The organism is Streptomyces sp. NPDC054872, assembly GCF_053610705.1.
Genome location: NZ_JBSGYY010000013.1, coordinates 76077 through 100337, shown reverse-complemented (window position 1 = coordinate 100337; position 24261 = coordinate 76077). Strand labels below are relative to the sequence as shown.

Here is a 24261-nt window from a genome sequence, read left to right as displayed (position 1 = left end):
AACCAACGACGGATCTCCGGCGCAGCTCACTAGGCCGCTGCCAGACCTAGAGATCGACTCCGCGCGCTCTCGGTGGGTACGCCGTGGATGCGGCGCGCCCTTCGAAGCCCAGGGCACTTGCGTGCTGAGCCGGTCCGTTCAGGCTCGACTGGGTGTGGGGGGCTCATCGCCGAGGAGGTACCGGGCGCCTGGGCCGTTATTGGCCGCGGTGTCCTCTGGGTTGTAGAGACCGCATTTGCGCAGCGAGAGACAGCCGCAGCCGATACAGCCGGTGAGTTTGCGCTTGAGCCGTTCCAGTTCGGCTATCTGCTCATCGATTCGGCCAGTCCAGGCTCGGGCAACGGCGTTCCACTCGGTGGCGTTGGGAGCACGTTCCTCAGGGAGCCGGGCGAGGGCGGTTCGGACCTCTTCCAGGGACAGTCCGACGCGCTGAGCGGCGCGAATGAACGCGACGCGGCGCAACATGACGTGTGGGTAACGGCGTTGTCTGCCGTCGCTGCGCTCGGCACGGATAAGGCCGAGGTCCTCGTAGTAGCGCAGTGCCGAGGTGGCGATGCCGCTGCGGGCGGCAAGCTCGCCGATGGTGAGTCGATTGTTGCGCGATGCGGGGTGGCTCATGCTCCGATGGTATCGCTTGACTTCAAGTGGACTTTAAATTGCATACTCCCGTCATGACCTTGACCAGCACAGACACCATGGGCTTTGACGATCTGCGGCGGCTGATGTCGCTAATGACGGGTGATGAGAAGCATGGCCCCGCAGCCACGTCCACCATCGATGCTCTTTGGGTGCTCTACGACCGGGTGCTTCAGGTGACCCCGCAGACCGCGGACGCCGCCGATCGGGACCGCTTCCTGCTGTCCAAGGGGCACGGTCCGATGGCGTACTACGCGGTACTCACCGCAAAGGGCTTCATCCCCGAGGAGTGGCTGCCGACCTTTGGTGCCTTCGATTCCCCACTCGGACACCACCCAGATCGGATGCTGGTCCCTGGTGTAGAGATCGGCTCTGGCTCACTGGGCCACGGGCTGCCGCTCGCCGTAGGCACCGCACTGGGGCTGCGCGCGCAAGGGCATCCCGACAGCGCCGTATGGGTGCTGGTCGGCGACGCAGAGATGGACGAAGGCAGCAATCACGAGGCACTCGCATTCGCTGGAGCGACCGGACTGGAGAGCCTTAACGTCGTCGCGATCGACAACGACTCCGACAAGCTCGGCTGGCGCGGCGGTCTCGCCTCGCGGTTCGCCACCGAGGGCTGGTCGGCCATGACTGTGGACGGGCGTGACCACGAAGCGCTCCACCACGCATTCACCACACCGCACCCCGGGCGACCGCACGCCGTCATCGCCCGCGTCGAGCGCAAGTACTGAAAGATTGGAAGAACCATCTCCGATGGACACCATGCGTGAGCGCTTCACAGACGTCACTAACCGCCTTCTCGAAGAAGACCCCCGCCTTGCCGTCGTACTGGCAGTCATTTCCAGCGACCGCTTCAAGGATGCCCGCAGTGCACACCCCGACCGCATCATCGACGTCGGCATCCGCGAGCAGCTGCTCATCAGTGTCGCGGGCGGCATGGCGCTGACCGGGATGCGGCCCATCGTCCATACCTTCGCCAGCTTCCTTATCGAGCGCCCCTTCGAGCAGGTCAAGCTGGACCTGAGCCACCAGGCTGCGGGGGCGGTAGTAGTCAGCTCCGGCGCCTCCTACGACATTTCCGCTGGTGGCCGCACCCACCAGGCCCCTGGCGACATCGCCCTCCTCGACACCCTCGACAGCTGGACCATGCACGTACCGGGCCACCCGGACGAAGCAGAAGCACTGATCCGGCACGCCGCTGCCGCCGACAACCAGGTGTATGTACGCCTCAGCGAACAGTCCAACCGAACCGCCCAACCGGTCTCCCCGGGCCACTTCCGCGTCCTGCGCGAAGGCCGCGCTGGGGTCGTGGTCGCGGTAGGCCCACTGCTCGACGCCACCCTTGAAGCAGTAAAGGGGCTGGACCTGACCGTGCTCTACGCCTCAACGATTCGCCCCTTTGACGCGGCCGGGCTACGGACGGCTATATCGGGCACCGACTCAACCGATGTGGTCTTGATCGAACCGTATCTGGCTGGCACATCCGTGCCCTTCGCCAACGAGGCCCTCCAGGACATACCCCACCGTATTCTCCCCCTGGGCACCGCGCACGCAGAGCTGCGCCGCTACGGCACCTGGCAAGAACATGTCACCGCGCACGGACTGGACGCGGCCGGCCTGCGACGCCGGATCCGCGCTTTCATCAAAGGTGCGTGAAAAATAGCTGCCGATAATGCGGTGATCAGACCGACGACCACTTTATTGGCCACGCAGTACCCGATCAACGTGGCTGGCCTTGCACTCTGACGTAAGGCCAGCCACCGCACATCGTGCCACCACTCACTCTGATGCCAGCTGATGCAGGACAGACAGCTCTTCCCCCGTACGCGTCGTACTGCTCGGTACTCACCCTGCTCGTCTGCCACGACTTCTGGGAATCGGTGGTACCCCAGCCGGATCGCACCGGGCGCGATGTGCTGTTTCTCAGCGATCGCTGACAGTCATGCCCAGTCGTATCCGAGCTCGGCGGGCACCCAGGGCTCCGGCGTTCTCGTGATCACCCCGAAGTCGCCGGTACCGGCCCGGTCTCGTCACGAAGAGATCGCCACGAGGCCCGCGCACTGGTGGCGCAGGTCGCTACGGGCCCAGCTCGGCCTGGACCACAAAGCATTGGACATCGAGCCGAGGAGGGAAACAAATAGCAAAGGCGAGGAGCTACTGCTCCTCGCCACTCTCAACTTATAGCGCACCGGGGGGCTTGCGGCAAGACCCGTAGTGTGCCGCAGAATCTCTCGCCTAAGCCAGAACTGCGACAGGAGTAACGAGTGCAGGTGTTGCCGCAGACGCCCCGGCCCGGCCGGAACGCGACAAAGAAATGCGAGGAGGGTGGTCAGTGATCGACGCCGATGTGATCATTGTGGGCGCCGGCCCGACCGGCCTGATGCTGGCCTGTGAACTGCGCCTGGCCGGTGTACGGCCGTTGCTACTCGAACGGCAGCCGCAGCCCCTAGAGATTCCCAAGGCCAACGGCCTTGGCGGACAGATCCTGGAACTGCTGCGCTACCGAGGTCTGCTAGACCGTTTTGAAGCAGCGTGTACCGGACCCAGCCATCCAGCTCCTCGCTACCCGTTCGGCGGGATCCATGTGGACTTCTCGTCCCTGCCAGAGCCCCCGCTGCGGGGGCTGACGCTTCCCCAACCGCACCTCGAGCGTCTACTCGAGGAACGGGCACGCGAACTCGGCGCCCAGGTAAGCCGGGGGCAAGAGGTTGTCGGGGTCAGCCAGAACGCCACCACGGTGACTGCGGAGGTGCATGGCCATGGCGGGCCCCACCAGGTAACAGCCCGTTACCTGGTGGGCTGCGACGGTGGGCGTAGCAGCATCCGTGACAGAGCGTGCATCCCGTTCGCCGGCACCACATATCCGGAGGTCAATCGACTGGGCCAGGTAACCTTGGCCGATTCGGTAACCCGACTGGATAACGGCGACCTCGATGTCCCCGGCCTGGGCAGGGTGCGCGCCGGGGCCTTCACCCGGACAGACCGCGGTGTCTTCGGGTTCGGATGGCTCACCCCAGAAGTTCTCATGGTCTCCACCACCGAGGACGAAGTGCGCGCAGTCGATGATGACGTACCGATGACGCCGACCGAGCTGGGGGACAGTATCCACCGCGTGCTCGGTGCGGCTTTCCCCCTGGGAGAACCACGCAGGCTGTCGCGCTACCAGTTCCAGGCTCGACAGGCCGACCAGTACCGCGAGGGGCGGATCCTGCTGGCCGGTGACGCAGCCCATCTCTTCCCGGCAACGGGCGTGGGCCTTAACGCCGGCATGCTCGACGCGGTCAACCTTGCATGGAAGCTGGCTGCCGACATCCACGGCCGGGAGTCGGCCGGTCTGCTGGACACTTATCACCATGAACGTCACTTCGCCGGCGCCCGAACACTGCTCCACACTCAAGCTCAAGTAGCCCTGCGACGTGGACAAGACCAGGCCGCCGAGGCACTGAGGGAAATCTTCGTAGAACTGTTCGCCGACGAGCAGCCACTACGCCGCATCGGGTCTCTCATCGCCGGCACCGACATCCGCTACCCGGCAGCCAACCCCAATCAGCATGCCTTGACCGGCTCCTTCGCACCCGACCTCACCCTGCACACCGACCAGGGCACAACCAGCATCGCGGAACTCATGCACACCGCACGGCCCGTTCTTATCGATCTCGCTGATCGCGCGGACCTCCGCGAAGCCGCCCGAGACTGGCAGCATCGCATCGACATCCGCATGGCCAAAACGGATCATCGACCAGCTGATGCCATCCTCATCCGGCCCGACGCCCACATCGCCTGGGCCGCAACCACCGACGAACCAGCCGACACCGCCGCGCCCACACTGCAAGAAGCACTCTCTTACTGGTTCGGCACACCCTCGAAAGCTGCAACGCACCCCGTCGACTAAAAGGCGCTAACAAAGACGTTGGACGTGTCGGTGGGTGATCAGGCAGGTGGCGAGGCCGAGGAAGGCCTCGTGGATGTCATCGCGTCGCTCCCAACGGATCCGCAGCCGTCGAAAGCCATGCAGCCAGGCGATCGTGCGCTCCACCACCCAACGGAAAACGCCCAGGCCAGAGCCGTGTTCGACGCCTCGTTCGGCGATCACCGGGCGAATGCCGCGCTGCCAGAGCAGCCGACGGTACTTGTCGTGGTCGTAGGCACGGTCAGCGAGCAGAGCATCGGGTCTGCGCCTGGGGCGGCCGGCCACGCCCGCCACCGCCGGAATCTTGTCCAGCAGGGGCAGCAACTGCGTAACGTCGTGGCGGTTTCCGCCGGTCAGCGTCACCGCGAGTGGGGTGCCCTGGCCGTCGGTGACGATGTGGTGCTTGCTGCCCGGCCGTGCGCGGTCGACCGGGCTGGGACCGCTTTTGGGCCCCGCCGGGCCGCCCGCACATGCGAGGAGTCGATCACCGCCCGGGACCAGTCCAGCTGGTTCTTCGACCTCAGCTTCTCCAGCAGCACCGCGTGCAACTCGTCCCAGACGCCCGCCTCGTTCCAGGCGGCCAGGCGCCGCCAGCAGGTCATTCCCGAGCCGAAGCCCAACTCCTGGGGCAGGTACTCCCATTGGATACCGGTGTGCAGGACGAAGAGGATCCCGCACAGGGCTTGCCGGTCCGGTACTCGCGGTCTGCCCTCGACCTGCTTCGGAGCGGGCTTAGGCAGTAACGGCTCGATGAGCGACCACAGTTCGTCCGACACGATCCAAGGTCGCGGCTGACGGTTCCCCATACTCAGACCAACGAGCCGACAAGCAAACAGTCACATGATCAACCGCTTTTGTTAGAGCCAGTAATAGGGTCGGGGACTGGCGCGGTGGATTCCGCTCCGTTTCCGGCCCCCGCCACTGGGCAGGCCGCTGCCGTGCCCCGCCCCCGCACACCGGCGGATGCCGTCGGCCGGTCGGCCCCGACGGTGTGATGAAGGGCTTTCAGGGTGTGGGCGACAGCGTTCGCCAGGACATCAGGGCGGCGATGGCCGAGGCCGCGCCGGCCAGTGTGACGACCAGCGCCGGGGCCGCGACTTCGCCCAGCGCGCCTCCGGCTGCAGCGGCCAGGCCCTGCAGCGTCATCGTTCCGGTCAGCAGCAGGCCGAACGCCTGACCACGCTGCGCCTCGGGCACCGCGTCGAGGAACCTGCGGGCCAGTGCGAGCTGGTAGGCGACGCCGAAACCGGACACCGCCAGCAGGATGGCAGCGTATCCCGGTGCGGGGCGTAGCACGAACCCCAGCAGCGGCAATCCGAGCGCAAGCGCCAGGGGGCGAGCCAGCCGCTCCCGGCCCGCAGGGCGCACCAGGCGGCCGACGATCAGGTTGCCGGCGAACATACCTGCGGCAACCGCTGCGAACAGCAGACCGGCCGTGTCAGGCGCGCTGAGCTGCGCGGCGTACGGGACCAGTACGCCCTCGGCGCCGACCATCAACGCCGGTGCCAGCCATTGCGCCAGCAGCAGCGCCCGGACCGCGGGCCGGCACAGCAGCGCCCGGTTCACCTGCCAGGTCTCCCTGATGCTGGCCGAGGCGCCGGTGCGGCGGCGTGGATGGTGGGACAGGCGCAGTTGCAGCAGGCCTGCCGAGGCCAGGCAGGTCGCGGCGGTGATCCAGAGTGCGCCTGGCGCGCCGACAGCGGCGATCAGCATGCCGCCGGCGGCGAAGCCGAGCACCTGCGTGCTGCCGGCCGCCATGGAGAAGACGGCACGGCCGAGCACGTAACGATCGCCGTCCAACAAGTCGGGCAGAAGGGCGGTGCGCGAAGCAGAGGCGACGGCGCTGGGCACACCCGTGACGAACACCAGCGCCAGCATGGCCGGCACCGGCAGTAGGCCGGTGGCGAGCACGACGCTGACGGCGGTGCGCAGCACCTCGTAGCCGATCATGACGGTGCGCGGGGGCCAGCGGTCGGCGAAAGCCAGCAGCAGCGTGCCGCCCAGCGCATAGGGCAGGAAACCTGCCGCATACGCCAGCGCCGACGTCAGCGGCGACCCGGTCGCCGCGTAGACGATCACGGACAGTGCAAGCATTCGCACCGTCTCACCGATCAGAAAGAGCGTGTAGCTGCCGAACAGCACGCGGAACTGGCCCACAGCGAACACTTCGCGGTAGGTGGCCTGGCCTGGCGCGACGGGCGTGGTGGTCATGGCCGACAGCATCACGGCAGCCAGGCTGCGGTGACTATGCTTTCGCGTGGAGGCAAAACATGCTGGCCATCGAGGTGGGACCCGTCGACGTGGCGCATACCCGCTACGCCATCTCGCCGCTGGGCGAGGCAATGCAGGCACTGCGCGTCGCAGCCGGCGTGCAGGCCGCCGGCCCGCTCCGACCGTGGGCCGAGCGCATCGCGCCCCGATACGAGCAACTACGCCGACAGGTGCCCGCAGTCGCGGCGCTGACGGCGCTGTTCCGTCGCAACAACTACAACGCCGACTTCATCCACCCGCCGCCGTCGGGCCCAGGGGGCGACTTCGCCGCCGAGCTGGCCGCCGTGCGCGCCACACCCCTGCGTCGTGCACGCCTAGAACTGGCCCGCAACCTGGAGGGACTGCGGCCACCGCCACGCCACGTGCAGCGCATCCTCGACGCGCCGAACGTGGTCACCCAGCTCGCCGATGCACTCGAGGCGAGCTGGCAGACATTGGTCGAGCCAGACTGGCCGCGGCTGCGCACGGTGCTGGAGCGCGACCTCGTCCGCCGCGCCGGGCAACTGGCGATGTACGGCTGGGCCATAGCGCTGTCCGACCTCGACCCCAGGGTGAGCTGGCGCTCCGAGGGACAGGCCGGGACCATCGAGGTCCGCACGGGCTCGCGTACCGAATGCGACCGGCACCGGCTGGCCGGCAAGGGCCTGCTGCTGATGCCGACGGTGTTCGGCACTCTGATCAGCTACGTCGAGCCTCCATGGCCCTACGCCCTGGTCTACCCCGCCCGGGGCATCGCGGACCTGCTCGGCCCTGGGGCGCATGCACCGGGCGACGACGCCCTGAGCCGCCTGGTCGGCCCGCACCGTGCGGACGTGCTGCGTGCGCTGGACGTGCCCGCAACGACGACGCAGCTGGTCGCCCAACTCGGCCTGAGCCTCGGCACCGTCGGCAGCCACCTGGCGGTGCTGCGCGACGCTGGCCTCATCACACGCACTCGCGTCGGCCGGGCCGTCCGCTACGAGCTCACGCCGCTGGGCGCGGCCCTGGTGGCCAGATGAACGCCGCCGGGCGGCCCGCTAAAGCGACAGCATTGCGCCTAGTCTTCTGAGTCGTTCTATTCATTGCCGCACGCCGACCGCCGTCGCGTACGCCTCAACTGGCGCTCTAACCCGCTGCACCGGCCCCATGTACGCCGGTCCCGCATACGCCGATCCAAGGAGTACCGTGCCCGAGTCATCGTCCACCGTGACCGCTCTCCCACCGCTCGCCGTCCAGGCCCAGCGTCTGATCGAGCTCGGCGTGCACGAAATCTCGGGGATCCCCGCCGGCGAACTGCGCGCCTTCGCCGAGAAGTGCACGGATGGCGACGCCGACGGTTACACGCTGCTCGCCGTCCACCCGGACCGCGCCCCCGCCTCGGCCCTCGCTCCACTGCTCCGTCGCGGCGACAAGCCCGGCTTCGTGGTCGTCGACATGCCCGACGTCGACGACTTCGCACCGGCCGGCGCGGTCGAGGTGCCCGAGGCCCCGCTCTATCTGGTGAGCGGTATCGACCGCGGCGACCACATGTCCAACTGGAGCCCGGAGGAAGCCCTTCCCGCACTCACCAAGGAGGACCGAACTCCCCTCACGCTCAGCGAGGGCATCCACTGGGTGCTGCAGCAGCCGGCCGCGCTGGAGCGCAACCTCTGCTTCATGACGATCGGCTCCCGGCTGCGCAAGGCGAAGGGCGACTTCGACGCCCGTACGCCGGCGATCTGGATCAGCAACGGCACGGGCCGGGACGGCCGCGAGCGGCGCAACGCCCCGAAGGTCGGCTGGTGCTGGTGGAACAACCGCCACACCTGGCTGGGCTTCGCATCGACCACGGGCCGCACGTCCTAGTCTTCTGTTCTGTTCCGATAACCGGCGAGGCGCTTGAGGATCTCGTCTGCGGTCTTGGTCCAGACGTAGGGTTTCGGGTCGGTGTTCCATCTGGCGATCCAGGACCGGATGTCGTTCTCCAGTGCCTGGACGGACTGGTGGATGCCTCGTCGTATCCGCTTGTTCGTCAGCTCCGCGAACACCGCTCCACCAGTCCCGTTGGCGTGAAGTGCAGATGGAAGCACGGCTGCGCCAGTAGCCAGGTCTTTGATGGCCGGGGTCTTGTGGGTGGCGTAGTTGTCCAGTACCAGGTGGACGTCCAGGCCCTGCGGGATCTCGTGGTCGAGTTTGACGAGGAACTTGTTGAACTCCTCGGCGCGGTGCCGACGGTGGAGTGAGGCAATCACCTTGCCGGTGGCGACCTCGAGCGCGGCAAACAGGGTGGTGGTGCCCGCCCGTACGAGGGTCATGCGGCGGGGCACCCCGGGCATCATCGGCAGTACCGGCTGAGAGCGATTCAGGGCCTGGATCTGCGACTTCTCGTCCACGCAGAACACCAGTGCCCGCTCGGGCGGGTCGAGGTAAAGGCCGACCACATCATGGACCTTGTCGACGAAGTGCGGATCGGTGGACAGCTTGAACGTCTCGCTGCGGTGGGGTTGCAGACCGAAGGCCCGCCAGATGAGCGAGACACTCGACTGCGACAGTCCCAACTCCTTGGCCATCGACCGTGTTGACCAGTGTGTGGCGTCCTTCGGGGTCGACTCCAAAGTCTTGGTTCAGTGCCGCGACCTGCTCGTTGGTAATCGTCCGAGGGCCACCGGAACGCGGCATGTCACCAAGCCCGGCAGTCCGATGCTCGACGAACCGCGCCCACCACCGCCCCACCGCATGCGGCGTCGAGCCAAGCCGGGCGGCAACATCCTTGTTCGACGCACCCGTTGCACAGTCCAGGATGATTCGACACCGCAAAGTCCACGCCTGCGGCGTGGAGCGACGCCGCACCCACCCCTCCAGCACCGCGCGTTCTTCCTCCGGCACCGTCAACTCGGCCTTCGGCCGCCCAGTCTTCGCCGAGCCTACACATCTGGGCAGGATTCCCGACTCAGAAGACTAGGCCCGCGCAGAATGTTCGAAGTGGAGCGAGGCGGCCTTCAGGGCGACAGTGAACGACGGTTGCACGACCAGAGACTCATAGGTTTCCTCGTTGAGCGCCGTCTGATCACCGCGCAGCGAGCCGGTGCCCGGTGCTGCCAGTCGGTCTCGCCGACGGTGTCGACGAGCAGGCTGCCGACATCGCGCGAACGCCGATAGACCGTTAGCCCGGTGCAATCCGGCCCTGCTTCGCGAAGCTCCATCGTGCGCGGTGCGACCGCCCAGACGGAGGCCCCACGTCGTGTCCAGTGGGCCTGTCATCGTCCCGGTTGATCAAGACGGCAAGGCTATGCCAGCATCCTAACGCGACAGTTGTCGTTCTAGGCTCATAGAGAGGAACCGGCCCCGCGATGCCACCCGTTCCCGCCGATCCCACCGCGCTCCACCCGATGCCCGAGCAGCCGCGAGTGGTGCTGCTCAAGCCGATGGTGACGTCCCCGCTGATCGAGGTCGGCGAGTACTCCTACTACGACGACCCGAACGACCCGACTGAGTTCGAGACGCGCAACGTCCTCTACCACTACGGCCCAGAGAGACTCGTCATCGGCAAGTTCTGCGCGCTGGGCACGGGGACACGATTCATCATGAATGGCGCCAACCACCGGATGGACGGCCCCTCGACCTTCCCGTTCCCCACCATGGGCGGTTCCTGGGCCGACCACTTCGACCTACTCACCGGTTTGCCCAACCGGGGCGACACTGTCGTCGGCAACGACGTGTGGTTCGGCCACGGCGCCACGGTCATGCCCGGTGTACGCATCGGCCACGGCGCGATCATCGCCGCCGGCGCCGTGGTCACCAGAGACGTCCCCGACTACGGCATCGTCGGCGGCAACCCCGCCCATCTCATCCGCACCCGCTACGACGCCGCGGACATCACCCGGCTCCTCGCCGTGGCGTGGTGGGACTGGCCCGTGCAGCACATCACCAAGCACATACGGACGATCATGTCAGGGACCGTAGCCGACCTGGAAGAGGCCGCCGCGCAGATCGACCAGCCCTGACACCGATCCTCGCGGCGGCGCCCGCACCCGTCCGTCCCACGCCGGAAAGAAGCCGGATCGCCTAGGACCGGACCAGACCAGATGCAAGCCGCTGCCCAGGCCAAGAGCGGCTCCTGCGCCTGCTGACCTCATCGAAAACGTGCTGGCCGGCGCCGAGCGCCCGCGCCCTGAGTATTCCCCTTCCATCTCCAGGCTGGCGTCGTCCTCGGAGAACCTGTGCCTGCGGGAAAGTGGGGGAAGACCACCGCAAGGGCGGGCGGCAGAGTGACCGGGAAGATGCACTCCCGGCGCTGCACCCGCCAGACGACAGCTGGTGCCGTCACTAACGGGTGGCGATGGCCCCGCAGCCGACTGCCGAAAGGGCAGTCCATGCAAGGCTTGTGGCGCACGGCTGGCCTGCATGAGGCCTGTGCGACGGCTGCACCGCCCGGTTCATCCACTACTACTGCGCCGAGCTGACCCAGGCGGAAGCCATGCGGTCGTACCTGCTGGGGTCCGGGCGCCAGGTATGAGCTCGGGCGGCAGAGGCTTGGCGTGCGGCGAGATCGCCTTCGCTCAGACCTGCTGCAACAGACCAGCGCCCATAGATGCCCCGGCGCCCGGTGACGGCTCGGGTAAGGACCGTCAGATGAATGAGAGACGGATCAGGCTCCCTCCGACTGATCACAGACATCATCGGGCAGCGAGTAGAGAGCCACCCTGGCCACGGCGGCTGGACAGTTACCCACTGGCAGCGGTGAGGGGGTCGTCAACATCACGGGCGCCAGCGACACGAACAGCGGGTAAGCCTGTCTTCCATCCTCCCCCACCGTCGGGTCAGCACCCTTAACGTGCACCTGCAGCGCTTCGCACTCGTCGATCAGACACTTGGCACCGCTGTGTGAGGCCTCAGCATGATGCGCCTCCGATCACAACGGAACCGCACTCACGGCGCACTGCCCGCCGCCCGTCCCATAAGCGCTTCATATCCCCAATCAGCCCCCTGGGCGAGGACACAGACGACCGGACCCGCCCGCCCTTCGTAATCTCCCTCGTAGGGCGAAACCCACACCTTGAAGACATCGAGTGCGTTGCTGGCCCCGACCACTCAGCCGGTGATGGCGCTCCGGTGGGGACCCGCATCGACAAGCTCTTGGCGCAGATCCGGGTCAGGCGTTGTTATCCGCCCTGCCGAGGCTTAGTATTTACATACAGAATGAATGTATGTATTTTCTCGCCAGGAGGTGGCGCGTATGCGGGCTATACAGCAGGCAGCGTGGGGAGAGCCGGAGGCTCTGCAACTGGTCGAAGTGGAGGCGCCCGAGCCCTCGTTCGGCGAGGTACTGGTCAGGGTCAGCGCGGCCGGCGTCAATCCGGTTGATGTGTACACACGGCGAGGGCAGGCCTACAACCGGGTACTCGACCTGCCATTCATCAACGGCTGGGATGTCGCCGGGACAGTGGTGCAGACCGGGTACGGCGTCTCCCGGTTCCGGACCGGCGATCTGGTGTTCGGGATGCCATGGTTCCCCCGGGAGGCGGGTGGCTATGCCGAGTACGTCGCTGCCCCCGCCCGGCACTTCGCCCGGATGCCGGCGGGTCTGAGCTTCAACGAGGCGGCGGCGCTGCCGCTGGCTGGTCTGACGGCGTGGCAGATGCTCACCGAAGTCGCTGCAATCGCCCCCGGAAAGCGGGTGCTAGTGGCCGGTGCGGCCGGCGGGGTTGGGCATCTGGCAGTCCAGATTGCCAAGGCCCGCGGCGCCCAGGTGATCGGCGCCGCCAGCGCGGCCAAGCACGACTTCGTCCGCGCGCTGGGCGCGGACGAAGTGATCGACTACACCACGACCGACGTGTCTGTTGCCGTGCGCGACGTGGATGTTGTCATCCAGATGTTCGGCGGCGAGGCCGGTCTCAAGGCACTGGACTGCCTGCGGCCGGGCGGCGTCCTGGTCAGCGGGCAGGCGGCCTGGACTCCCGGGCTGCACGACCGCGCCGCCGAGCTCGGTGTCCGCGCTGTGGCCTTCCTCGTCGATCCCGACGGCGCGGGGCTTGACGCGCTGGCCGGTCTTGTCACCCAGGAGAGGCTCAAGGTTCACGTCGATGCGGTGTACCCGCTGGCGGAAGTGGCCAAGGCCCACGACCACGTCGCGGGCGGCCGGACCACCGGAAAGGTCGTGCTCACCGTTGGTGAGACGGAATGAACGGGAAGATGGAATGACTGAGGAGCACATCATGTCAACCGATGTCGTCCGGGCCTACGCTCAGGCAAAGAGCCAGGCCGACATCCAGGCGGCAATGCGGTTCTGCCACCCCGACGTCGTCTTCGAGACAATCCCCTTCCAGGCCGTCGCGTCCGGCCTGGACGAGGTTGCGCGGCAGAGCACGGCGTTCCTGCGCACCTTTCCCGACTATGGCGTGCAGCTGGACTATCTCGTCGCGGCGGGCGACATGGTCATCGGTGCCGGGATGGTCCGGGCCACCATGGTGGAAAGCCTGGTCGGAATCGAGCCCACGGGCAGGACTTTTGCGCTGCCCTTCGCCTGCCACTGGACCATGCGGGAGAGATTGATCGTCCAGGAACGGTTCTTCTTCGACTTCCATCAGATGTGCGAGCAGCTCGGCCTGTCCACCGAGGCCGCTGCGGAGAAGTTCGCGGCCTGGCGCAAGCGCGCGAAGGGAGCGGCGCGATGACGGCGTACGTACTCATACATGGCGCATGGCACGGCGGCTGGTGCTGGCGCCAGACGGCGGAGCTATTGCGGATGGCAGGCTACGAGGTCCACACCCCGACGCTGACCGGTCTCGGCGAACGGGCCCATCTCGTCGGCCCCGAGATCGGACTGCGCACCCATGTGGACGATCTCCTCGGCGTGCTGACGTACGAGGACCTGCGAGACGTCGTGCTCGTCGGGCACAGCTACGCTGGCCTGGTAGTACGGGAAGCCGCCGATCGCATGCCCGAACGCGTCTCGCGCATCATCATGGTCGACGCCTGGGCAGGCCAGGACGGGCAGTCGCTTGAGGATCTGGCTCCTGAGTTTTTCCGCGACTGGATCGAGTCGGCCACGGTCGACGGTCTGATCCCGCCATCCCCGGCCGCCGCCGTCGGCGTGACGGAGCCGGACCAGGTGGCGTGGCTGGAGGCAAGGCTGACACCCCACCCCCGGAAGACGTTCTCCGATCCGACCCGACTGTCCGGAGCCGTCGACGCGATCGACTGCCGCGCGGTGCTCTGCTCGCCGAACGGCCCCATGCCGTTCCCCCAGCTGGCTGAGGAAAACGGCTGGGAAAGCACGGTCCTGCCCGTCGGCCACGACGCCATGGTCACCGCGCCGCAGGCACTGGCAGAGATCCTCCTGCTGGACGCACACCCCATCTGACCGCCATCCCGCCCGCCGCCGTCGGGTGAGAGGTGACGGTCCGGGCGGCCATTGAAGGGACGCGGTCGTATGACCGAAGTTAAGGTCGGCTACCTATTGCCGACACGCGATCAGGCAGTACGCGGCGATGACGACCTGGCTCGGCTGATCGAACAGGCTCGGCACGCCGAGGCTGTCGGGTTCGATTCTCTCTGGGCCGGAGACAGCCCCCTGACCCGCCCCCGCGCCGATCCACTGCTCCTGCTGTCCGCCGTGGCCGTGGCCGCCCCGCGACCCATGCTGGGTACCGCTGTGCTGCTGCCCGCGCTCCGGCACCCGATCTTGCTGGCGCACCAGCTCGCCACGTTGGACCGGCTCGTCGACGGGCGTCTGATCGTCGGCATGGGTGCCGGATTCCCCACCCCTGGCACTCAGGCGCAGTTCGATGCAATCGAAGTGCCCTTCCGGACCCGGGTCAGCCGCCTCGAGGAATCGATCGAGGCGATGCGAAGACTGTGGAGCGGCACAAACGTTTCTTTTAGCGGTCGGCATTTCGACTTCCGCGACGTCACCCTGGCGCCCACGCCGACCCGCCCGGAAGGACCACCGATCTGGTTGGCGGGAGGCGGTGATCCGGCGCTGCGGCGGGTTGCCCGCCTGGGTGACGGCTGGTTGCCCTACCCTCCCGCCGTCACCGACTACGCCCGAGATCGAGAGGTCATCGATCGGCTAGCGCCCCACCCGACCACCCCCGCCCTGTACGCGACGCTGTGCCTCGAAGACGATCCCCAGCACGCGCGTCGGCTTCTGCGCAAAAGCATCGAATGCTACTACAACGCCCCGCTGGAGAAGGTGGAGCAGATCCAGGCCATGTTCGCGGGCCCGCCCGCAGACGCCGCCGCCTGGCTGAACTCCTACATCGCGGCAGGAGCCCGGCACCTCGTCATCCGCTTGGCCGCCGATGACCACCACGCAGCCCTGGGCACGTTCGCCGCGCAGGTCGAGCCCCTGCTCAACCTGCGCGGGCACCAGTGACGGCTCGCGCGAGATACATACGACGTGTTCGTTCTTCTATCCTCGCTGGGAGGCGGAAGGGGAAGGCGAGTGGCAACTAACACGAATGGGCGCCGCAGTCAGCAGGAGCGCACCAGGGCGACCACGGGCGCGCTGGTTGCTGCGGCACGCGAGCTCTTCATCGGTGACGGTTTCTCCGTCACCTCGCTGGATGCGATCTGCGTCAAAGCCAGCGTGACACGGGGCGCGTTCTACCATCACTTCAGCAACAAGGAACACATCTTCCGCGAGGTCTACGCGGCCGACCAAAAGGAGCTCGCCATAGTTGTCAGGCGGGCGTTCCAGGCCGAACAAGATCCTTGGGACGGGATGGCCGCGGGCTGCCGGGCCCTACTGGAAGCGTCCCTGGAACCCGCCGTGCGCCAGATCACCTTGGTCGAGGCACCGGGCGCGCTGGACTGGTCCACTCTGCGCAACATCCAGGCCGGATGCAAAGAGCAAATGCGGCGTGGCCTGGGCATCGCGATCGAAGCCGGATGCATCCCCGACCGGCCGCTGGGCCCACTCACCTCGCTGCTGTACGGCGGGATCGGTGAGATCGCCCTGGGCCTCGCCGACTCAGGCGACCAGCGCGTCATACTGGAGGACGCACTGACAGAGCTCAACCTGGTGCTCGCCGGCGTCGCCGGCCGACATGACCCGGGTTGCGCGCACAAGGAGCAGGCCGAGTCCTGAGAGCTGTTCGGTGTTCGGATCATGTAGTGGGGGCGAGGTGTTTCAACCACATGATCGACCCTCGTAGATGGCGGCTGGCTTCGTAGTTTCTGGGCCCTTGTCGTAGCGGGTGGCTAGGCCGTGTTTTAGAAGTCGGTGTCCCGTTTGGCTGGCTGTCCTGGAATGTTGCGTGCAGCCAGCCAGACGATGAGGTCAAGTGCGATGCGGCTGATGTCAGTTTCGGTGTGAACCTTGTGCTTGACGGGCGGGGTTACTGCGGACGATCTCGTATCCGCCCTCTTCCAGGACGTCCACAGACGCGAACCAGGCGGGATCGTCCGTGTCGGGTTCGATGACAATGAACGTGTTGTCCGTGCCGTCGAGTGCACTGATCATCTCGAACAAAGCGTCCTCGGAAGCACCCTCGATGTGATCGCCGTTCTCGCTGACCACGCCGTAGCCTCTGACCCCCATCGGATGATCCTCTCCCCGGTTCGGCAACCGATCAGGTCAGCATCGTATGGGGTCGACTACAACCACTCGTTGATCGCTGCCACCTGGACAACCGCCAGGTATCGCACGGCCAGCTTGTCGAACCGCGTGGCCACGGCCCGGTTGCGCTTGAGCCGGTTGATCCCGCACTCGACGGCGTGGCGGGCTTTGTAGTCCTCGCGGTCGAAGGACGGAGGCCGCCCGCCTGCTGACCCACGACGCCGGCGATGTCCTACCTGACCAGCCGGTTCCGGAATGGTGCACCGGATGCCCCTCCGTCGCAGGTAGGCGCGGTTGGCCCGGGACGAGTAGGCCCAGTCACCCCGCACCCGCACCGGTCGGACGCGAGGGCGTCCCGCGCCGGGCCGGGGTACGCGAATGGCTTCCAGCAGGGCGGCAAACTGCGGGCTGTCACCGCGCTGGCCGGCCGTGATCAGCACCGACAGCGGCCACTGCCCCTGCTCGCAGGCCAGATGAATCTTCGTCGTCCACCCGCCACGCGAGCGGCCCAGACCGTGGTCGTCGGGTTCGGGACTGCGTCCGCCCGGCGGTTGTTTCTGGTCGGGCCCGTCGCGCCGGGCACCGGCAGCGTGCTGATGGCGCGGCAGATCGTGGAGTCGACGTTCACCTCCCACGTGATCAGCCCGGCCCCGTCAGCACGTGTCTGCAGACTGGTGAGTACGTCCGCCCACACACCACTGCGCTGCCAGCGGCGGAAGAGCCCATAGACGGTCCGCCACGGCCCGTACTCGGCCGGGAGGTCCAGCCACGGCGCCCCCGTCCGCACCCGCCAACGAATCCCATCGATCAGCATTCGCCGATGCCAGGACGGACGACCCAACACCACAACCGGCAACAACGGCTCAAGAACGGCCCATTGACCATCCGACAGATCCCCTCGCCCCACACCAGGATCATCACGGCACAGGACCAGGCACAGCAGCCACTTCTAAAACACGGCCTAGGCCGCGCCAGGTCTTGAGTTTCTGGAAGCAGCGCTTGACCGTGATGCGTTGCTCTTCGTCACCACTGGGTGCCAAGGGTGTGAATGGGGCGCTTCACTGAGGGCCGGGGCCATAGGCCGATCGTGGCCACGGTGACCGTCCCGTCGGAAATGTAGGCCCGCTTTTCGAAGCACGTAGCGACGGCTCGGAAGTTCTTGAGCCGGTTGATGGTCCGCTCGACTTCGTTGCGACGTAGATCGTCTTGTCGGCCCTTGCTGGCCGGGCGCCTTGGCTGCCGCCGCGCCAGCGGTTGGGGCGCTGGTCGGCAGGTCCCCCCGGGGGTGTCCCTATGAAGCTTCTATGTCTCGTCAACCCCGATGTTGTTGCTGCGGCGTAGAGGCGTCGGGCGAGGTAGCGCTTGAGGCAGCGGCGGATCTCTCGGTCGGTCTTGGCTCTCCGTCGGTCAGCGTAGGCGCGGGTTTATGGGCGGTGCACCATGCGGACCATCGCGATGACGTTCAAAGCACGGTTGAGACGTCTGTCGCCGCCGCTTGAGGCGGTGGCGTGTGGTGTTGCCTGAGGAGGCGGGGATGGGGTGCACTCCGGCGAGGGCGGCAAACGCAGCCTCGTCACGGACCCGTCCTGGGTGCGACCAGGTGACCAGGACGGTGGCCGCGGTGACGGGGCCGATCCCTGGCTCCTCGGGGAGGCCGGCAGCGGGGCTGGCGTCGACGAGCTCGCCTATCCGCTTCATGTTGTCCGCGATTTCGGAGTCAAGGGCAAGGATCCTTCTGGCCAGCCGGATTGCCTCAGCGCGGGCGGTCATGGCGGCGAAGTCCTCCCCACGGGGGCGCCAGCGGGCGATCTCAGCGATCTGCCTGGCGCCGAGGGGCCGACGGACGTCCATGCCGAGGTCGGCGATGCGCACGAGAGCAGTCAAGGCATTCACGGCCCTGGTCCGCTCGCTGGTGAGCCCGTCTCGGGAGGTGAGGAGAATCTGTGCTGCCGCCCGGGTTCCCTCGTCCAACCGCGGGGTACGCAGCTGTTCTTCAGACAGGGGAAGCACGGCAGCGGCTATCCGCCGTGCGTCGATCGGGTCGGATTTGCCGATGCCGCGCCGGCCGGCGCGGCCCATTCTGGCGGCTTCGACCACCTGGTAGCCGGCCCGAGTCGTCTGGCGGGCGATCTGGGCTCCGTCGCTGCCCGCACCCTCAATGACCCACAGGGCGCCGAGATCCCCACCCGTGCGGCGTCCGACCCAGTTGATGGCGCGGGCCCTGCCGGCATGGGTGCTGGGGAACGCCTCGGCCCCCAGGTGCTCACCGTTGGCGGCGAGCACGGCATAGGTATGTGTTCTGGCGTGTCGACGCCGATGACGAACGAACGCGTGTGGGAGACAATGGTGTTCACGCGATCAGGGTTCCTCTCCGTGAGGCAGTGGTCCCGGTCGCTGCGGACCGGCGCTGTGCCCGGGGGAGGTCACTTCGAGGCAGGACTGTGACGGGCCACGGCCCTTTCGGGCTGGGCAGGCTTCTTATCAGGCCACCGAGGTGGGCCGGGTCGGCGCCGGCCGCCCGCCGCAGTCGGACAGTTCCTGGTATCGATCACGTCGGGCATCCTTCGGTGCTGTTCACTCGGCCCTGCCACGGCACTGATCGCCACATCCACATTACGAAGAGCCTCCCGACCTGCGAAAAGGCCGGTGGTCATGCCCCTAATCAGCGGTCTGTCAGTGCCTCCGGAGCCGGTGACACCACCCCCCGGGCCATCCGTTCGACAAGGGGAGGTAGTCATGCCAACTCCGAAGACCGGTAACCCCGTTGCGGGGCTACGAAGAAGGTGATGGGGAGGCCGGTCCGTTGCCGGAACATAACCCCGTTGAAACGGCGGTGGCGTTGCCAGCGTCCGCCCCGCCTCGATTCCTTGCAAGTGCGGCTCCAGTGGAGCCCACTCCTCATCCGATAGATCTCTCCGCCCCATGTCCCACGGAACGAGTTCTCAGCAGCGTCACGCGACTCGTCGGACACGACCTAGCCGGTGCTTTCACCGGTCCTGGGAGAGTTTGTACAGCTCAGCGAAGATTCCTCCCGCGTGCAAGAGCGCCTCGAACGTGTCGGACTCGGCAACGCGCCCCTGGTCGAGGACGATAATGCGGTCCGCGATCCGGGCGTTCTCCAGGTTGTGCGTGACGAACACGGCGGCCTTACCTGCGGCGAGCTCTTTGAACCGGCGGATCACCAGGTGTTCGGCCCGCGGGTCCATCGCAGAGGTCGGCTCGTCCAGCATCAGCATCGCAGCGTCCCTGTAGAACGCTCGCGCGACCGCGATTCTCTGCCACTGCCCGCCGGACAGGTCGGTGCCGCCCCAGTTCGAGCTGGCCACAAGAGTGTCGAGCCCGTACGGGACCTTGGCGATGACGCTGTCTGCGCCGGCCGCCCTTGCCGCCTGAAGCAACAGGGCGTCGTCTTCGGTACGCGGCTGGCCGAGGTGGATGTTGGCGCGCAGGTCCATGGGCCAGCGCGTGTAGTTCTGCGGCACCAGGCCGACTCTGGACCACACGCTGTGCGGGTCGGCTGCGGCCAGGTCGACGCCGTCCCAGGTCACCGTGCCGCCGGTATTCGCGACCCGCAGCCCGGTCAGCAACGCGGACAGCGTGGTTTTACCCGAACCGTTCTCGCCAACCAGCGCGATCAGTTCGCCCTGGCGCAGGGTCAGCGAGACTCCGTTGACCGCCGGGGCATCAGCGCCAGGGTAGGTGTAGGTGACGTTCTCGGCGCGGATCTCGGCGGGGGCTCCGGCCGGGATTGGAGTGGTGCCACGCACGGCGCGCAGGGCTTTCGCGCGGCGCAGGAATGCCTGCCAGTCGTCCAGGTAGAGCGAGGTGCGGAAGAGGCGGGCGGCGGCCATCACCAGGGAGGTGAGGGCGCCGGTGCAAGTACGTACCGCGATGACAGCGGTCGCTGCGATGGCTAGGTCCATCCGGCCAGTCGCGGCGAGCCAGCCAAGCGCGGCCCACGTTGCGCCGAGCATCAGCCCGCTGACGGCCGCTCCGAGCAGCGTGACGCGCAGGACGCGCGGTGCCGCCGCCCGGTGGGTGGCCTTGATCCGGTCGGTGATCTGCCGGTACCAGGAGGTCAGGAAGGTGGCCATATTCGTGGCGCGGACTTCGGTGGCGGTGCGGCAGTCCGTGGAGTAGTAGCGAAGCAGGTAGCGCAAGTGATTGTCAGAGATGTTCTGATAGTCGGCCCGGTGCTGAATCCTCGCGGTAGTGATGGCGGCGGCGCCCCTGGGCACCACGGCCAGCACCAGAAGAGGCAAGAGCAGAGGGTGCAGCACCGTCAAAACCGAGGCAGCGGCGACGAGCTGGGCGAGCGTGGAGACCATGGCCTGGGCGTCACCGATCAGGTTCTCGGTCGCCTCGGCACCCTTGCCCGCGGCCTGGAGACGGTCGCTGAAGCCGGGCCGTTCGTACGCCTCCAGCTCGACCTTGGGGGTGGCCGTGATGATCTGGAGGTCCGCGGCGGTGGCGACCTCCGGAGCGAGGCGAGCGGAGGCGTAGGCGGCGAGGGCGTCGGCCCCGGCCCGTACGCCGGTGGCTACGGCAACCACGATCAGAGCGGGTGTTGCGGCACTCAACCGGCCAGCCACCTGGCCGCCGGTGATGAGGTGGTTCATCGCGCCGGGCAGGGCGCCGAGCGCGACGGCCGAGGAGGCGGCGACGAGAAGCTGGCATAGGCCGAGCCAGAACATTGCCGGCCGGTCGGCGGCCCAGCCGAGACGGGCAGCAGCGGCGAGCGTACGGGGCAGCCGGGCAGCCATCCGCCACCAGGAGGCGTTCGCGATGTCCTCGAAGTGCGGGTCGCTCCGGTAACCGACCTGCTGCGGGGAACCGGTGTTTTTCGGGGCGGGCGAGGACTGCGTCACCCGCCCCATTCTGGTGTGTCCGCCGGGATGCCGGGGCCTTTGGGGCCGTAGTTGTCTCACGATGTGCCCACGCAACCACTATCTAAGTCAGACACCCTTAGTGATCGTTGCGATACTGCGCATATGCGGTGGCACCGCCATTGCCGTCATAGGAAATGTCGATGAGGTCTCCCTCCGGAAGATTCCACGCACCACCGTCACTGGCACTGACAGAGTCACAAGACCCGCCGCTTCTCGAGTCTTTGAGTGTGTATTGGAGCTGGCTGGAGATAAAGACTGCAGCTGTAGCTCCAACCCCATTTGCACGTGTATCGCAGACTCGTACTTTGTCGCCGTTCTCCTCTACGTAAACCTTTACACCCGTCGCGGTGAAGACGTGATCCCAGCCACCGCTTGGGTTGCCGGCAGCAAAGGCACTGCCCGGAGCGACAGCGATGGCAGCGACGACCGCCACAGCTGCGCCGCATACGCGAAATTGCATAACTTTTCCCTACTTTACGATGCAATCGCATTGGCACTGCATCGCGAGATGAAATTGAATCGCCCGAAATTTGGGAGAATCCATCAAGGCAATGCCCAGGTGCAGCCATATTGGAAATATTTCCATAAGCCACACCATACGAGAATCCGACTTGTATCGGCGCGAAGACAATAAAGCCTTGCGACTAAAGCGTCAACAAGTCAACGAAAAGCGGGCGTAAATACGCCACACCCCGAGAGGGTTGCTCACCTTGCGCCACAGGATGGCGCACCCAGGACTTAGGGGTCCTTGCGCGGGGCGACTCCGACGTCTAAGCCCGCCTTGGGCGGAACATCGTGAAACTACTGCGAAGCACTCGTTCAGCCGGACCCGTACACCATCCCGATCCGCGGCAGGCGATCACCCCACCCGGACGATTTCGGCGCGCCCATGGACACCTCGATGCCCGCTAATTTCGTTGAACCCGCACCCTGCAATCGTGTTGGCTAGCGGCACCGAACTGTCAGTACCGCAGGTGCCCGCTTGGTTGTAGCAGGGAGTTAAACGTGCAGGACATTGTTGTCGACCCCGTTGCCCACAATCGGGCAGCCTGGGACAAGTGTGTTCAAGAGGGCAGCGAGTGGTCGAGGCCGGTGAGCGCTGAGGATGTCGAGCGCGCCCGCGTGGGCGACTGGTCGATTGTTCTCATCGGGCGTGAGCCAGTCGACCGCTCCTGGCTGCCGACGGACCTGACCGGTAAGGACGTGTTGTGCCTGGCCTCCGGCGGTGGCCAGCAGGGTCCGATCCTCGCCGCCGCAGGGGCGCGGGTCACCGTATTTGACAACTCACCCCGCCAGCTCGGCCAGGACCAGATGGTGGCGGCGCGCGACGGGCTCGCGCTGCGCACCGTCCTAGGCGACATGCGCGACCTGGGCGCCTTCGGCGACGCAACATTCGACGTCGTATTCCATCCGGTCTCTAACGTATTCGTACCGGACTTGGCACCGGTGTGGCGTGAGTGCTTCCGTGTCCTGCGACCGGGCGGAACTCTGCTCGTGGGCTTCCTCAACCCTGATGTGTACTTGTTCGACCACGAGGCGCTCGACGAGCGCGGCGAGCTGATCGTCGTGCACAAGCTGCCCTACAGCGATGTCACGCAGTACTCCGCCAAGGAACGCGCCACGAAGTTCGGCGCGGATGCCCCCCTCGAATACAGCCACACCCTCACCAGCCAGATCGGCGGGCAGCTCGCCGCAGGGTTTGTCCTCACTGGCTTCGCGGAAGCGCCGCACCAATCCAACGCATCCGCTCAATACATGTCGAACTATTTTGCGACACTGGCGGTCAAGCCGGGCTGACCAGCCGTGAGCCGGCCGAGACGACCGTGTCTCCGAATAATCAAGTGAAGCGCTGCGCCAGTCCGACCCCCACTAAATTCGCTTCAACCTGTACGCCGACGATCTGGCCGACCTCGCCGACCAACTCGACCGCGCCAAGGGGCGTGTGGGGCAGGTCATCGGCGGAGCCGGAGACGGATCAGGGCGTGGATGACGCACCAGCGGCCGGGGTCAGTCCTCCAGGCGGCGCTTGGCGAACCAGGTGACGATTCCGGGGTCGTGTTGGTCGACGGAGAGGGAGCGGCCGGTGTCGGTGGCGATCTCGGCCATCAGCTCGTCAACGAGCCGTAAGTCGAAGACGTCGAAGTTCTCGGTTAGTGCCGTGACCGGCATGGTTCGCCGGGCTGATGGGCGGGGAAGTGGCGGTGCTAATCGGGAGGCGTTTCGAATAGCCCCGGATGAGATAATGGCGGGATTCCGCCTTTCTGGTGACACCGAGGTTTCCCTCGACAACGCACTGAGTTGATCGGTCCTGGGCGATGTATGGATCACGAGGGTTGGGACGGCCACAGGCTTGATCCGTTTCGGCAGCGAAGACGCTGTCAGGGCGTACGGCAGCACATCGCCACGGCTCCTCTATACGTACGAAAACCGCAGGTGGGCCCTTGTTCTGGTTCGCCGAGCCAACTTGCCGACCTCGTCGGCCGATTGACTCTGGTGTCAGGCCGCCTGCACCTTCGTGTGTGCCGGGGGCGCCAGGCCGGTGAGCGCAAACGACCAAGCAGAGGACGAACCCGTTTCCGATCGGATGGGCGGCCTCGAGTAGAGGTCCCACAACCGCGGCGCCTATGGCAGAGCCGACCTGGCGGGGAGTGTTGAACACCGATGAGGCAGCCCCGTGGAGACTCGACCCGGCGACGGCAATTGATTGCGCGGTCATCGTCAAGACCACGACCCCGAAGAACCCGCCTGGACGAGCACGACGGCCAGGGGCCACAGCGCCGTGGCGGTACTGGCCCACGCCACGTCCAACAGCGCCAGAATAAGGGCCGCTTGGGCTGCACCAAGGACGACGCGACGTCCCAGACGTCCGGCCAAGGTCCGTGGTCGTTCAGGCGGTCCAGGGTCGGGGCGAGTTGGGGGAGTCGTGGCGGTTGGCACCGGCAAGGGCGCGGCCCAGCGGGATTCCGTCCGTCACGCCCGAGCTTTTCAAGCCATCGCGCCAACCGAGACATCGCCTAAGCCCACGAGGCAGT

At 66.6% G+C, this 24261-nt stretch carries 18 protein-coding genes and 7 pseudogenes; 12 read left to right on the top strand and 13 right to left on the bottom strand.

Going from position 1 to position 24261, the window contains the following annotated elements; genetic code table 11:
* Positions 1-138: 138 nt before the first annotated feature.
* Entirely contained in the window at positions 139-618 is a 480-nt protein-coding gene (soxR, locus tag ACWGIH_RS18045) for a redox-sensitive transcriptional activator SoxR (RefSeq protein WP_453445366.1), read from the bottom strand.
* 53 nt (positions 619-671) lie between these two features.
* Here soxR and ACWGIH_RS18040 point away from each other — a divergent pair, with 53 nt between their 5' ends.
* From ACWGIH_RS18040 to ACWGIH_RS18030, 3 genes are all read left to right on the top strand, one after another.
* Positions 672-1370, top strand: a complete 699-nt coding sequence (locus tag ACWGIH_RS18040; RefSeq protein WP_453445364.1) for a transketolase — start codon at positions 672-674, stop codon at positions 1368-1370.
* Positions 1371-1392: 22 nt separating this feature from the next.
* A complete protein-coding gene (locus ACWGIH_RS18035) occupies positions 1393-2295 on the top strand; it encodes a transketolase family protein (protein WP_453445362.1) in 903 nt (300 codons plus the stop codon).
* A gap of 676 nt (positions 2296-2971) precedes the next feature.
* Positions 2972-4531, top strand: a complete 1560-nt coding sequence (locus tag ACWGIH_RS18030; protein WP_453445360.1) for an FAD-dependent monooxygenase — start codon at positions 2972-2974, stop codon at positions 4529-4531.
* A 6-nt stretch (positions 4532-4537) separates the two neighbouring features.
* On the opposite strand, the gene ACWGIH_RS18025 is transcribed toward ACWGIH_RS18030, so the two are convergent.
* Together ACWGIH_RS18025 and ACWGIH_RS18020 are read right to left on the bottom strand one after the other, a co-directional pair.
* Positions 4538-5355 (bottom strand): IS5 family transposase gene (locus ACWGIH_RS18025; protein WP_453445358.1). Its coding sequence is split into 2 segments (ribosomal slippage): positions 4538-5017 and positions 5020-5355, totalling 816 coding nucleotides; the frame shifts between segments, so codons are not numbered across the junction.
* Positions 5356-5554: 199 nt separating this feature from the next.
* On the bottom strand, positions 5555-6760 hold the full coding sequence (locus tag ACWGIH_RS18020) for an MFS transporter (protein ID WP_453445356.1): 1206 nt from the start codon (positions 6758-6760) through the stop codon (positions 5555-5557).
* Positions 6761-6819: 59 nt separating this feature from the next.
* Between ACWGIH_RS18020 and ACWGIH_RS18015 the strand changes: the two genes are divergently transcribed.
* Positions 6820-7818: an ArsR/SmtB family transcription factor gene (locus ACWGIH_RS18015; RefSeq protein WP_453445354.1), complete on the top strand. Its 999-nt coding sequence runs from the start codon at positions 6820-6822 to the stop codon at positions 7816-7818.
* Positions 7819-7945: 127 nt separating this feature from the next.
* Positions 7946-8644, top strand: a complete 699-nt coding sequence (locus tag ACWGIH_RS18010; protein ID WP_453445352.1) for a DUF5701 family protein — start codon at positions 7946-7948, stop codon at positions 8642-8644.
* On the opposite strand, the pseudogene ACWGIH_RS18005 reads toward ACWGIH_RS18010, so the two are convergent.
* Positions 8641-9718, bottom strand: a pseudogene (locus ACWGIH_RS18005) (IS630 family transposase). The gene ACWGIH_RS18010 and the pseudogene ACWGIH_RS18005 overlap by 4 nt on opposite strands.
* Before the next feature lie 21 nt (positions 9719-9739).
* Positions 9740-10039, bottom strand: a pseudogene (locus tag ACWGIH_RS18000) (TetR family transcriptional regulator); the annotation flags it as partial.
* An 89-nt stretch (positions 10040-10128) separates the two neighbouring features.
* On the opposite strand from ACWGIH_RS18000, the gene ACWGIH_RS17995 reads away from it, so the two are divergent.
* The 6 genes from ACWGIH_RS17995 to ACWGIH_RS17970 all read left to right on the top strand — a co-directional run bounded on the left by ACWGIH_RS17995 (position 10129) and on the right by ACWGIH_RS17970 (position 15869).
* Complete coding sequence (locus ACWGIH_RS17995) at positions 10129-10782, top strand: CatB-related O-acetyltransferase (RefSeq protein ID WP_453445350.1); 654 nt, start codon at positions 10129-10131, stop codon at positions 10780-10782.
* 1232 nt (positions 10783-12014) lie between these two features.
* Positions 12015-12962, top strand: coding sequence for an NADP-dependent oxidoreductase (locus ACWGIH_RS17990; RefSeq protein ID WP_453445348.1), 948 nt, complete (start codon positions 12015-12017; stop codon positions 12960-12962).
* Between the two features lie 31 nt (positions 12963-12993).
* Positions 12994-13452, top strand: coding sequence for an ester cyclase (locus tag ACWGIH_RS17985; protein WP_453510570.1), 459 nt, complete (start codon positions 12994-12996; stop codon positions 13450-13452).
* Entirely contained in the window at positions 13449-14141 is a 693-nt protein-coding gene (locus ACWGIH_RS17980; protein ID WP_453445345.1) for an alpha/beta fold hydrolase, read from the top strand. The genes ACWGIH_RS17985 and ACWGIH_RS17980 overlap by 4 nt, the downstream gene beginning before the upstream one ends.
* 69 nt (positions 14142-14210) lie before the next feature.
* The gene (locus tag ACWGIH_RS17975) at positions 14211-15155 is read left to right on the top strand and encodes an LLM class flavin-dependent oxidoreductase (protein ID WP_453445343.1); all 945 of its coding nucleotides are present in this window, start codon (positions 14211-14213) and stop codon (positions 15153-15155) included.
* Between the two features lie 69 nt (positions 15156-15224).
* A complete protein-coding gene (locus ACWGIH_RS17970) occupies positions 15225-15869 on the top strand; it encodes a TetR/AcrR family transcriptional regulator (protein WP_453445341.1) in 645 nt (214 codons plus the stop codon).
* Between the two features lie 125 nt (positions 15870-15994).
* Here the strand turns inward: ACWGIH_RS17970 and ACWGIH_RS17965 are convergent.
* The 6 genes and pseudogenes from ACWGIH_RS17965 to ACWGIH_RS17940 form a co-directional block, all read right to left on the bottom strand.
* Positions 15995-16322 (bottom strand): annotated as a pseudogene (locus tag ACWGIH_RS17965) (hypothetical protein).
* 56 nt (positions 16323-16378) lie between these two features.
* Positions 16379-17247 (bottom strand): IS5 family transposase gene (locus ACWGIH_RS17960; protein WP_453445339.1). Its coding sequence is split into 2 segments (ribosomal slippage): positions 16379-16950 and positions 16950-17247, totalling 870 coding nucleotides; the frame shifts between segments, so codons are not numbered across the junction.
* A gap of 116 nt (positions 17248-17363) precedes the next feature.
* Positions 17364-17617, bottom strand: a pseudogene (locus ACWGIH_RS17955) (hypothetical protein); the annotation flags it as partial.
* Between the two features lie 60 nt (positions 17618-17677).
* A pseudogene (locus tag ACWGIH_RS17950) lies at positions 17678-18674 on the bottom strand (IS110 family transposase); the annotation flags it as partial.
* Between the two features lie 454 nt (positions 18675-19128).
* A pseudogene (locus ACWGIH_RS17945) lies at positions 19129-19264 on the bottom strand (IS5/IS1182 family transposase); the annotation flags it as partial.
* Positions 19265-19327: 63 nt separating this feature from the next.
* On the bottom strand, positions 19328-21103 hold the full coding sequence (locus ACWGIH_RS17940) for an ATP-binding cassette domain-containing protein (protein WP_453445337.1): 1776 nt from the start codon (positions 21101-21103) through the stop codon (positions 19328-19330).
* Positions 21104-22234: 1131 nt separating this feature from the next.
* Here ACWGIH_RS17940 and ACWGIH_RS17935 point away from each other — a divergent pair.
* Positions 22235-23026, top strand: coding sequence for a class I SAM-dependent methyltransferase (locus tag ACWGIH_RS17935; protein WP_453445335.1), 792 nt, complete (start codon positions 22235-22237; stop codon positions 23024-23026).
* A gap of 210 nt (positions 23027-23236) precedes the next feature.
* Here the strand turns inward: ACWGIH_RS17935 and ACWGIH_RS17930 are convergent, their stop codons facing one another.
* Together ACWGIH_RS17930 and ACWGIH_RS17925 are read right to left on the bottom strand one after the other, a co-directional pair.
* A complete protein-coding gene (locus ACWGIH_RS17930) occupies positions 23237-23398 on the bottom strand; it encodes a hypothetical protein (RefSeq protein WP_453445333.1) in 162 nt (53 codons plus the stop codon).
* Between the two features lie 695 nt (positions 23399-24093).
* Positions 24094-24227: pseudogene (locus tag ACWGIH_RS17925) on the bottom strand (IS5/IS1182 family transposase); the annotation flags it as partial.
* Between the last annotated feature and the right edge of the window lie 34 nt (positions 24228-24261).

Excerpts from the sequence above, each read along its gene's own strand:
- soxR (WP_453445366.1), bottom strand. The coding sequence starts at position 618 with ATGAGCCACCCCGCATCGCGCAACAATCGACTCACCATCGGCGAGCTT.
- ACWGIH_RS18040 (WP_453445364.1), top strand. The coding sequence starts at position 672 with ATGACCTTGACCAGCACAGACACCATGGGCTTTGACGATCTGCGGCGG.
- ACWGIH_RS18035 (WP_453445362.1), top strand. The coding sequence starts at position 1,393 with ATGGACACCATGCGTGAGCGCTTCACAGACGTCACTAACCGCCTTCTC.
- ACWGIH_RS18020 (WP_453445356.1), bottom strand. The coding sequence starts at position 6,760 with ATGACCACCACGCCCGTCGCGCCAGGCCAGGCCACCTACCGCGAAGTG.
- ACWGIH_RS18015 (WP_453445354.1), top strand. The coding sequence starts at position 6,820 with ATGCTGGCCATCGAGGTGGGACCCGTCGACGTGGCGCATACCCGCTAC.
- ACWGIH_RS18010 (WP_453445352.1), top strand. The coding sequence starts at position 7,946 with ATGTACGCCGGTCCCGCATACGCCGATCCAAGGAGTACCGTGCCCGAG.
- ACWGIH_RS17995 (WP_453445350.1), top strand. The coding sequence starts at position 10,129 with ATGCCACCCGTTCCCGCCGATCCCACCGCGCTCCACCCGATGCCCGAG.
- ACWGIH_RS17990 (WP_453445348.1), top strand. The coding sequence starts at position 12,015 with ATGCGGGCTATACAGCAGGCAGCGTGGGGAGAGCCGGAGGCTCTGCAA.
- ACWGIH_RS17985 (WP_453510570.1), top strand. The coding sequence starts at position 12,994 with ATGTCAACCGATGTCGTCCGGGCCTACGCTCAGGCAAAGAGCCAGGCC.
- ACWGIH_RS17980 (WP_453445345.1), top strand. The coding sequence starts at position 13,449 with ATGACGGCGTACGTACTCATACATGGCGCATGGCACGGCGGCTGGTGC.
- ACWGIH_RS17975 (WP_453445343.1), top strand. The coding sequence starts at position 14,211 with ATGACCGAAGTTAAGGTCGGCTACCTATTGCCGACACGCGATCAGGCA.
- ACWGIH_RS17940 (WP_453445337.1), bottom strand. The coding sequence starts at position 21,103 with ATGGCTGCCCGGCTGCCCCGTACGCTCGCCGCTGCTGCCCGTCTCGGC.
- ACWGIH_RS17930 (WP_453445333.1), bottom strand. The coding sequence starts at position 23,398 with ATGCCGGTCACGGCACTAACCGAGAACTTCGACGTCTTCGACTTACGG.